Origin of the sequence: Burkholderia aenigmatica (assembly GCF_902499175.1) — a bacterium.
Lineage (GTDB): Bacteria > Pseudomonadota > Gammaproteobacteria > Burkholderiales > Burkholderiaceae > Burkholderia > Burkholderia aenigmatica.
This window is the reverse complement of record NZ_CABVQC010000022.1, coordinates 102,711-111,863: the sequence shown is the minus strand read 5'-3', so window position 1 is coordinate 111,863 and position 9,153 is coordinate 102,711. Positions and strand designations below refer to the sequence as shown.

8 protein-coding genes, 2 pseudogenes and 1 riboswitch are annotated in these 9,153 nt (G+C 65.1%); of the genes and pseudogenes, 6 read left to right on the top strand and 4 right to left on the bottom strand.

What is annotated here, in order from left to right:
• Window positions 1–107: 107 nt before the first annotated feature.
• The 3 genes from BDO18943_RS17840 to BDO18943_RS17830 all read right to left on the bottom strand — a co-directional run bounded on the left by BDO18943_RS17840 (window position 108) and on the right by BDO18943_RS17830 (window position 3,533).
• Complete coding sequence (locus BDO18943_RS17840; RefSeq protein ID WP_374101825.1) at window positions 108–881, bottom strand: 2OG-Fe(II) oxygenase; 774 nt, start codon at window positions 879–881, stop codon at window positions 108–110.
• A gap of 292 nt (window positions 882–1,173) precedes the next feature.
• On the bottom strand, window positions 1,174–2,766 hold the full coding sequence (locus tag BDO18943_RS17835; protein ID WP_089451853.1) for an inorganic phosphate transporter: 1,593 nt from the start codon (window positions 2,764–2,766) through the stop codon (window positions 1,174–1,176).
• Between the two features lie 185 nt (window positions 2,767–2,951).
• Entirely contained in the window at window positions 2,952–3,533 is a 582-nt protein-coding gene (locus BDO18943_RS17830) for a histidine phosphatase family protein (RefSeq protein ID WP_175023426.1), read from the bottom strand.
• A 53-nt stretch (window positions 3,534–3,586) separates the two neighbouring features.
• Window positions 3,587–3,724, top strand: a riboswitch (cobalamin riboswitch).
• Window positions 3,725–3,757: 33 nt separating this feature from the next.
• Between BDO18943_RS17830 and BDO18943_RS17825 the strand changes: the two genes are divergently transcribed.
• Together BDO18943_RS17825 and BDO18943_RS17820 are read left to right on the top strand one after the other, a co-directional pair.
• Window positions 3,758–3,967 carry a CbtB domain-containing protein gene (locus BDO18943_RS17825; RefSeq protein ID WP_175023425.1) on the top strand — a complete coding sequence of 70 codons (210 nt, stop codon included), beginning with the start codon at window positions 3,758–3,760 and terminating at the stop codon, window positions 3,965–3,967.
• Between the two features lie 13 nt (window positions 3,968–3,980).
• The gene (locus BDO18943_RS17820) at window positions 3,981–4,703 is read left to right on the top strand and encodes a CbtA family protein (RefSeq protein ID WP_043180826.1); all 723 of its coding nucleotides are present in this window, start codon (window positions 3,981–3,983) and stop codon (window positions 4,701–4,703) included.
• Between the two features lie 22 nt (window positions 4,704–4,725).
• Here BDO18943_RS17820 and BDO18943_RS17815 read toward each other — a convergent pair whose 3' ends face one another.
• Window positions 4,726–5,634: a LysR family transcriptional regulator gene (locus BDO18943_RS17815; protein WP_043180825.1), complete on the bottom strand. Its 909-nt coding sequence runs from the start codon at window positions 5,632–5,634 to the stop codon at window positions 4,726–4,728.
• A 126-nt stretch (window positions 5,635–5,760) separates the two neighbouring features.
• On the opposite strand from BDO18943_RS17815, the gene metE reads away from it, so the two are divergent.
• From metE to BDO18943_RS17800, 4 genes and pseudogenes are all read left to right on the top strand, one after another.
• Window positions 5,761–8,055, top strand: a complete 2,295-nt coding sequence (gene metE / locus BDO18943_RS17810; protein WP_175023424.1) for a 5-methyltetrahydropteroyltriglutamate--homocysteine S-methyltransferase — start codon at window positions 5,761–5,763, stop codon at window positions 8,053–8,055.
• A gap of 131 nt (window positions 8,056–8,186) precedes the next feature.
• A pseudogene (gene glyA, locus BDO18943_RS17805) lies at window positions 8,187–8,441 on the top strand (serine hydroxymethyltransferase); the annotation flags it as partial.
• A 72-nt stretch (window positions 8,442–8,513) separates the two neighbouring features.
• Window positions 8,514–8,807, top strand: a complete 294-nt coding sequence (locus BDO18943_RS42680) for a hypothetical protein (protein WP_235996086.1) — start codon at window positions 8,514–8,516, stop codon at window positions 8,805–8,807.
• Window positions 8,806–9,144 (top strand): annotated as a pseudogene (locus tag BDO18943_RS17800) (epoxyqueuosine reductase QueH); the annotation flags it as partial. The gene BDO18943_RS42680 and the pseudogene BDO18943_RS17800, both read left to right, overlap by 2 nt.
• Window positions 9,145–9,153: the final 9 nt, after the last annotated feature.

Genomic DNA, 9,153 nt, shown 5'->3' with positions numbered 1-9,153 from the left:
ACCGCCGAACCGCCGAACCGCCGAACCGCCGAACCGCCGAACCGCCGAACCGCCGAACCGCCGAACCGCCGAACCGCATCGCCGTTCCCCGTGCGTGGCGATAGACGTCACTGCGCGTCGTGAAAGATGATGCCGACCGTATGACGATGACCGGCCCGGATGCGGCTCACGCCGTGACGCAGGTTGACGCGGTAGACGCCGCGCGTGCCCTGCACCGGTCTGCCATGGACCGCGAAAATAACCGCGTCGCCTTGTGTCAGCGGCACCACTTCCGCACGCGACTGCATGCGCGGCCGCTGTTCCGTCAGGACGAACTCCCCGCCCGTGAAATCGCGCCCCGGCGCAGACAGCAGGATGGCGACCTGGAGCGGGAACACGTGCTCGCCGTAGAGATCCTGATGGAGGCAGTTATAGTCGTCCGGGCCGTATTGCAGGATCAGCGGGGTTGGCCGTGTCTGTCCCGCTGCGTGGCAACGATCGAGGAAGCTCGCATGGTCGTCGGGATACCGGGCGTCGATGCCGAGCGCCTGGTTCCAGCGATTCGCGATCGGCGCGAGATGCGGGTAGATCGTCGCACGCAACTCGGCAATGAGCGGAGGCAGCGGATAGGCGAAATACTTGTATTCGCCGCGCCCGAAGCCATGCCGCGCCATGACGACGCGCGATCGGTAGAGCCCGTCATCCGGATAGCGCGACGCGAGCGCATCGCAGTCGTGCGCGGACAGCAGGCCCGGCACGCACGCGCATCCGTGGCGATCCAGTTCGGCAGCGACGGCTGCCCAGTCGAGCGCGTTCGTGCGTTGTGCGATGTCGTCGGATTCGACCGCGGGCTGCGGATCGGTACGAGACACCGACGGGCTTCGCTGCGCGGCAGGCGGCATGAATAGAGGCAGCGAAGCGGTGTCCGGTGGCGTTGCGCGCATGATGGGATCCACGATGAGAGTCGATGGCCCCAGTCTAATGTCGCACGTATGCCGATGCGCTCCAGATCTTGCGCTTCAATTCGAAGGGGGAGCGTGCGTGTCCCGCGAAGAAGCCAGGTGGTGCGACACCGGCCGATGCGAAGCGCGGTTCAGTGGAGCCGGGGAGCCGGGTGCGCTTCAGCGGAAAAGCAAGGGTCGAGTCTGCACGAGGCGAGGCGGCCGGCTTTCACCGACCGCCGTCGCCGCTCGTTCAGGCCACCGACCGGAACAGCCAGTAGAGCCCGCCGGCAAGCACGATCGACGCCGGCAGCGTCAGCACCCACGCCAGCACGAGGCTGCGCACCGTGCCCCATTGCAGCCCCGAGCCGTTCGCCGCCATCGTGCCCGCGACGCCCGACGACAGCACATGGGTCGTCGACACGGGCAATCCGTACACATCAGCCGCGCCGATCGTGAGCATCGCGACGAGTTCGGCCGACGCGCCCTGTCCGTACGTCAGATGCTGCTTGCCGATTTTCTCGCCGACGGTCACGACGATCCGCTTCCAGCCGACCATCGTGCCGAGGCCCAGTGCAATCGCGACCGCAACCTTCACCCACGTCGGAATGAACTTGGTCGCGTGGTCGAGCTGCTTGCGATAGTTGTCGATCGCTAGCTTGTCGTCGGGGGCGAACGCGGGCTGCCCGGATTTCTCGATCAGGCGGATTGCTTCGGACACCAGATACATCGTGTTGCGTACGTTGTCGATGTCGCGTTGCGGCACGGCCGCCATCGAGCCCGACGCGCCGACCGCGGTCGCGAGCGACGTGGACAATTGCTGAACGGCGGGGATCACGGCCGGCGTCAGCTCGCGATGCTGTACGTAAAGCTCGACGTCGGCGCGCGGGTTCGCGGACGGTGCGACGCCGTTCGTGTACTTCCCGAACGTCGCGGCTGCCTGGTTCGCGACCGCGACGAACGTCTGCGTCTCGGCCGGCGTGACGGCCTTGTTCAACGCATAGGCGGTCGGCACCGTGCCGATCAGGATCAGCATGATGAGGCCCATCCCTTTCTGCCCGTCGTTCGAACCGTGCGCGAACGACACGCCCGTGCAGGTCAGGATCAGCAGGCAGCGAATCCAGAACGGCGGCGGCTGATCCTTCGGCGGCTCCTTGTACAACTCCGGAATCCGCACGAGGGCTTTCAGCACGAGCAGCAGCAGCGCTGCACAGAGGAAGCCGACGATCGGCGAGAACAGCAGCGACTTGCCGACGCCGAGCGCCTGGCCCCAGTCGACGCCGCTCGTGCCGGACGGCCCGTGCATCAGCTGGTTCATCAGCCCGACGCCGATGATCGACCCGATCAGCGTATGCGAGCTCGACGACGGCAACCCGAAGTACCAGGTTGCGAGGTTCCACACGATCGCGGCGATCAGCAGCGCGAACACCATCGCGAAGCCCGCGCCGCTGCCGACCTGCAGGATCAGCTCGACCGGCAGCAGTTGCAGGATGCCGAACGCGACGGCGCCGCTCGAGATCATCACGCCGAGGAAGTTCCATAGGCCCGACCAGATCACCGCGACATTCGGCGTCAGCGAGTGCGTATAGATCACGGTCGCGACCGCGTTCGCGGTGTCGTGGAAACCGTTGACGAATTCGAAGCCGAGCGCGATCAGCAGTGCAGCGCCGAGCATCAGGTACGGGAACAGCGATCCTTCGCGCATCGGCGATAGATCGTCGATCAGGTGTGTGGCGATATAGACCGCACCGATCGCGAGCACCAGCAGGAAGACGGCGTAGCCGAGCTGCCTGGTGCGCTCGACGGAACCCGGACTGTTCGGGGTGGACGAAGCAGGTTGATTCATGACGGTATCTCGTAAGGGAACCGCGACCGATCCTAGCTTCGGCTAGCAGTCAGTTTGATGACAGTAGGGATGGCGAACAGTGGGGCTTGCGGCGACGTAAGGTGAACATCGCCATGCGATTGCGATACGACACAACACGTCGGCTGGCGTCGTGGTCCGCTTCGCGAACGCAACACGGCAGGAGGCTAGGCGCCAGTGTCGCGCCGATCGCCGTCCGCGATCAACATCCAGCCGTGCGGCGACGCAGCGAATGTCGTGCACGATAGCGGCGCCACGTCGATGCGGGTTGCCGCGCCGGAATCCATCCGCAGCGCATGCGCGACGGCCGCACGCACGATCGGCGCATGCGTGATGGCGACGATGTCTCGGCCGTGTTGCAGCGCGTTCAACCATGTGCCGACGCGGCGCATGGCTGCATCGAACGATTCGCCGCCGTGCGGCGACGCCAACGGATCGCCGATCCACGCGCCCAGTTCGTCAGGCTGGTCGCGCGCGAGGTCGCGCAGCCGCTTGCCGCGCCAGTTTCGGTAGTCGATGTCGCGCAGCGCGTCGTCGATGTCGGCGTGCAGGCCGAGCGCATCGGCGGTCTGCACCGCACAGCGCGCCGGGCTGCACAGCACGAGCGAGCCGGCGACGTCCGTCCACCGGTCGCGTAGCGTCGCGGCGTCGGCGAGCCCGTGCGTGTCGAGCGGATCGTCGTCGGGGAACGTGCCGGTGCGCATCGCCCGGGTCGATGCGTGTGCAATCAGGCGCAGCGAGGCATGCATGTTTGTGGGTTGTCGGGGGAGCCGGGACGGGCGCGTTCGCCCATTGTTCGCCGCTTCAACACGCGAACGTTCGCGCGTACAATTCGCCCGATACGAAACGCGGAAGCCGGTTGAATTCCGGCGCGGTCGCGCCACTGTAACCGGTGATCCATGATCCCGGAAGCCAGACCTGCCTTCGTACCCATCCAACATTTGTCGGGGCGCGATTCCCCTGAGGTGCATCCATGAGCGAAGCAGTGCTGAAGCCGGCGGTCGTACCGGCGCCCATCCCCGTCCGTGAACTGTTGCCGTGGGCCGTGTTCGTCGGCCTGATCCTGCTGCTCGCGATTTATTTCGTCGGCGCGGAACAAGGCGCAACGTCGCTCGTGCCGGGCATGGTCGTGCACGAGTTCGTCCACGACGGCCGCCATCTGCTCGGCTTCCCCTGCCACTGACGCGGAGTTCACGATGGTCGGAAAGCTGCTCATGCGCGGGATGCTCGCAGGCATCGCCGCAGGCCTCCTCACGTTCGGTTTCGCGAAAATCGTCGGCGAACCGCAAGTCGATCAGGCGATCTCCTTCGAAGAAAAACTCGACGCCGCCAAGGGCGATGCGCCGGAACCCGAGCTGGTGAGTCGCCACACGCAGGCCGGCTTCGGCCTGCTGACGGGCGTCGTGACCTATGGCGCGGCGTTCGGCGGGCTGTTCTCGCTGGTCTTTGCATATGCTTATGGCCGCGGCAGCCGTCTCCCGGCACGACCGCTGGCCGCGTGGCTCGCGCTGGCGGCGTTCATCGCGCTCGTGATCGTGCCGAACATCAAGTACCCGGCCAATCCGCCGTCGGTTGGAGACCCCGACACGATCGGCTATCGCACGGGCCTGTTCTTCCTGATGATCGCGATCTCGATCGCGACGATGGTGTTCTCGGTCAGCGTGCGCCGCCATCTGCTGGCGAAGCTCGGGCAATGGAACGCGTCGATCGTCGCGGGGCTCGTGTTCATCGTGATCATCGCGGCCGTGCAGCTCGGGCTGCCGTCGATCAACGAAGTGCCGGCTGCTTTCCCGGCCGTCGTGCTGTGGAAGTTCCGCGCCGCGGCGATCGGCATGCAGGTGATCATGTGGACGACGATCGGCCTGCTGTTCGGCGCATGGGTCGAGCGCGGCGAACGTATCGGCATGCGCGCCGCCTGACGCGCATTGCCAAGGGGCGCGCCTAGCGCAGCATGCGCGGCGCGCTCCACGTCGATTCGCGCGCCAGCGCGACAAACGCGGCCAGATAGTCGATCGACGCATCCGCCTCGCGGATGCCGAGGAAGATCTGTTTCGCGATCCCCTTCTTGCCGAGCTTGACCGGCACGACCGGCATCCGGTCGGCGTATTCGTCGGCCAGCCATCTCGGCAGCGCGGCCACGCCGCGCCCGCTCGCCACCATCTGCAACATGATGTCGGTCGTCTCGATCGACTTGTGCCGCTTCGGCACGATGCCTGCCGGCGTCAGGAACTGGTTGTAGATGTCGAGCCGGTCGGTTTCGACCGGATAGGTGATCAGGATTTCGTCGGTCAGCTGCTCGGGCGTCACGTAATCGGCGTTGGCGAAACGGTGTGCGTCCGCGACCACCAGCACCTGCTCGTAGTCGAACACGGGGTCGAAGCGCAGCCCCGGCTTGTTCAGCGGATCGGGCGTCACGAGCACGTCGATGTCGTAGCCGAACAGCGCGCCGATCCCGCCGAACTGGAAGCGCTGCTTCACGTCGACGTCGACGTCGGGCCAGCGCGACAGGTACGGCGACACGACCTTCAGCAGCCACTGGTAGCACGGGTGGCACTCCATCCCGATACGCAGCGTGCCGCGCTCGCCCTTCGCGTACTGCTTCATCCGCTCCTCGGCCAGCTCGAACTGCGGCAGCAGCCGGTTCGCCAGCTTCAGCAGATACTGCCCGCCCTGCGTCAGCCGCAGGCCGCGCCCCTCGCGATCCCAGATCGGCGTGCCGAGCTGCTGCTCGATTTTCCGGACGGTATGGCTGAGCGCCGATTGCGTGAGGTGCAGCGCGTTGGCGGCCGCAGTCAGCGAGCCCTGGCGCTCGACTTCACGAATGACGACGAGATGGAATCGTTCCAGCATGGTTATCGCTCATCCCGCATGTGCATGAACAAATTTAATGGATGAATGAAATAATGCCATTTTATTTCATGGTTTGAAATACCTATCATGTTTGCCGGACCTTCACTACTCCTGGACGGCAGCGCCATGGTTACGACACACAATCTCGGTTTCCCGCGCATCGGCGCCAAGCGCGAACTCAAGTTCGGCCTCGAACGCTACTGGAAGGGCGAATCGTCGCGCGACGACCTGAAGGCGCTCGGCGCGCAACTGCGCGAGCGTCACTGGCACGACCAGCGCGACCTCGATCTCGCGCCGGTCGGCGACTTCGCGTTCTACGACCAGGTGCTCGACATGAGCTTCGCGCTCGGCAACCTGCCGAAGCGCGTGCAAGGCTTCCACGGCGATGCGCTCGACAACTATTTCCGTGTGGCGCGCGGCCGTTCGGCGCAGTCGGAGGAAGCGCACGCAGCGTGCTGCGGCGGCGTCGCGGCCGGCGAAATGACGAAGTGGTTCGACACGAACTATCACTACATCGTCCCGGAATTCCACGCCGACACGAACTTCTCGCTCGACCCGTCGCGCCTGCTGCAGCAACTCGCCGAAGCGAAGGCGCAGGGCGTGAAGGCGAAGCCGGTGATCATCGGCCCTGTCACGTACCTGTGGCTCGGCAAGGCGAAGGACGACTCGGATCGCCTCGCGCTGCTGCAGAAGCTGCTGCCGGTGTATGGCGCGCTGCTCGACACACTGACCGCACAGGGCGTCGAATGGGTGCAGATCGACGAACCGATCCTCGTGACCGAGCTCGACGCCGAATGGCAGCAAGCGTTCAAGACCGCGTACGCGGCGCTCGAGACGCGCCGGATCAAGGTGCTGCTCGCGACGTATTTCGGCCAGTTGCAGGGCAACCTGGCGCTCGCCGCGTCGCTGCCGGTCGACGGCCTGCACATCGATGCGATCAACGCCCGTGACGAAATCGACGCGCTGGTGCGCGAACTGCCGGCGGAGCGCGTGCTGTCGGTCGGTGCGATCAACGGCCGCAACATCTGGAAGGCGGACCTGAACGCCGCGCTCGACTGGCTCGAGCCGCTCGCGACCCAACTGGGCAGCCGTCTGTGGCTCGCGCCGTCGTGCTCACTGCTGCACGTGCCGGTCGATCTCGCGAGCGAAGAGAAGCTCGACGCCGAAATCCGCGCGTGGCTCGCATTCGCGCTGCAGAAGCTCGACGAACTGAAGGTACTCGCGACCGCGCTGAACCAGGGCCGCGACAAGGTGGCCGATGCGCTGGCCGCGAACACCGCTGCGATCCAGTCGCGCCGTCATTCGCCGCGCGTGAACAACCCGGCGGTGAAGGCTGCGATCGCCCGGATCGATGCGCAGCTCGGCAACCGCGTGAGCTCCTATACGCAGCGCGCGCCGAAGCAGTCGGCACGCCTGAACCTGCCGGCGTTCCCGACGACGACGATCGGCTCGTTCCCGCAGACCGGCGAAATCCGCCAGGCCCGCAGCCAGTTCAAGGCCGGCGTGCTGGATGAAGCAGGCTACCGCGCGGCGATGCAGGCTGAAATCGAACGCAGCGTGCGCGAGCAGGAAGCGCTGGAACTCGACGTGCTCGTGCACGGCGAAGCCGAGCGTAACGACATGGTCGAATACTTCGGCGAGCAGCTCGACGGCTACGCGTTCAGCCAGTTCGGCTGGGTACAGTCGTACGGTTCGCGCTGCGTGAAACCGCCGATCCTGTTCGGCGACATCAGCCGCCCAAAGGCGATGACGGTCGAGTGGATCACGTATGCGCAGTCGCTGACGAACAAGCCGATGAAGGGCATGCTGACCGGCCCCGTGACGATCCTGAACTGGTCGTTCGTGCGTGACGACCAGCCGCGCTCGATGTCGTGCTACCAGCTCGCGCTGGCGATCCGCGAGGAAGTGCTCGATCTCGAGAAGGCCGGTGTGCGCGTGATCCAGATCGACGAGGCCGCGCTGCGCGAAGGGCTGCCGCTGCGCCGTGCGCAGTGGGGCGAATACCTGAAGTGGGCGGTCGAATCGTTCCGCATCACCGCGAACGGTGTGCAGGACGATACGCAGATCCACACGCACATGTGTTATTCGGAGTTCAACGACATCATCGCGTCGATCGCCGACATGGATGCGGACGTGATCACGATCGAGACGTCGCGCTCGGACATGGAGCTGCTCGACGCGTTCGACAACTTCAAGTATCCGAACGAAATCGGGCCGGGCGTGTACGACATCCACTCGCCGAACATTCCGACGCAGGATCACGTCGTCAGCCTGATGAAGAAGGCGGCCGAGCGGATTCCAGCGGAACGCCTGTGGGTGAACCCTGACTGCGGCCTGAAGACGCGCCAGTGGGCGGAAGTGATTCCGGCGCTGACGAACATGGTCGCCGCCGCGAAGACGCTGCGCAACCAGATGCAGTAACGCGCGAACGCTGCGTGCCTGCTGCCCGGATCGATGATCCGGCGGCGGGTGTCGCACCGATCGGGATCGTCCCGGGCAGGCCACGGGACGTGTCGCTTCCCCTGCTTGTTTTGTTGGATCCCCTTCCTGCCATGTTCGAACGCAGCCACTACCCGCTCGACCCGACCGCCCCGGAACTGTTCGATGCCATCCAGGAAGAAAACCGCCGCCAGGAAGATCACATCGAGCTGATCGCGTCGGAAAACTACGCGAGCCCGGCCGTGATGGCCGCGCAGGGTTCGCCGCTCACGAACAAGTACGCGGAAGGTTATCCGGGCAAGCGCTATTGCGGCGGTTGCGAGTACGTCGACGTCGTCGAGCAGTTGGCGATCGAGCGTGTGCGTGCGCAGGTCGCCGAGCTGACCAAACGTTTCCCGATGTATTCGTGACAGCACGCTGAGGAGGGCAAGGTGAGAAATGTGGAAAACGACGCGATCGAACGGCTGCTGAAGTCGCTTGACGACGACAGCGACGATTGCCAGGCGATGTACGAAGAGGTCGGCCGTGCGGTGGTGGACCGGCTGCGGCGGACCGATCGGGACGCGTTGCGTACCATTGCCCGCGCGTGGGTTGAATGCGATGAAGCACAAGCCGCGTTGCTCGACCTGGATTTTTTTTCTATGGAGCTTGGCGCGGCGAAGGAACGTGGCGAGCTGGCCGACGCCATGCTGCGCAATGTGGTCGGGAAAGTCGTTTTCAAGGATCCGACATGATTACGATTGCGACGACTGGTTCGCGCGTGTGCGCGGGATGGAGCACGAGCCCGCGCGCGGCGTGCGCTGCAAGATGTGCTTCGACATGCGTTTCGAGCGCACCGCGCGCTATCCGGAGTCGATATCCCGGGAATACAGCTGGCGCTAGGGCGGGGGCTCGGCACGCATGATCGAGATCAGAAAGCGCGAGACGTTTTATCAGAAGGAGTACTGCAGATGTGCGTATTCGCTACGCGATACCAACCTGCAGCGCGAGGCGAACGGTCGTGAGCCGATCGGGGGTGGCGCGATGTATTACACGAAGGACGCGCCTGAAGTCGGCAATCCAGAACGCTGACGATTGCCG

Excerpts from the sequence above, each read along its gene's own strand:
- BDO18943_RS17820 (WP_043180826.1), top strand. The coding sequence starts at position 3,981 with ATGGTCGGAAAGCTGCTCATGCGCGGGATGCTCGCAGGCATCGCCGCA.
- BDO18943_RS17815 (WP_043180825.1), bottom strand. The coding sequence starts at position 5,634 with ATGCTGGAACGATTCCATCTCGTCGTCATTCGTGAAGTCGAGCGCCAG.
- BDO18943_RS17830 (WP_175023426.1), bottom strand. The coding sequence starts at position 3,533 with ATGCATGCCTCGCTGCGCCTGATTGCACACGCATCGACCCGGGCGATG.
- BDO18943_RS17825 (WP_175023425.1), top strand. The coding sequence starts at position 3,758 with ATGAGCGAAGCAGTGCTGAAGCCGGCGGTCGTACCGGCGCCCATCCCC.
- metE (WP_175023424.1), top strand. The coding sequence starts at position 5,761 with ATGGTTACGACACACAATCTCGGTTTCCCGCGCATCGGCGCCAAGCGC.
- BDO18943_RS17835 (WP_089451853.1), bottom strand. The coding sequence starts at position 2,766 with ATGAATCAACCTGCTTCGTCCACCCCGAACAGTCCGGGTTCCGTCGAG.
- BDO18943_RS17840 (WP_374101825.1), bottom strand. The coding sequence starts at position 881 with ATGCCGCCTGCCGCGCAGCGAAGCCCGTCGGTGTCTCGTACCGATCCG.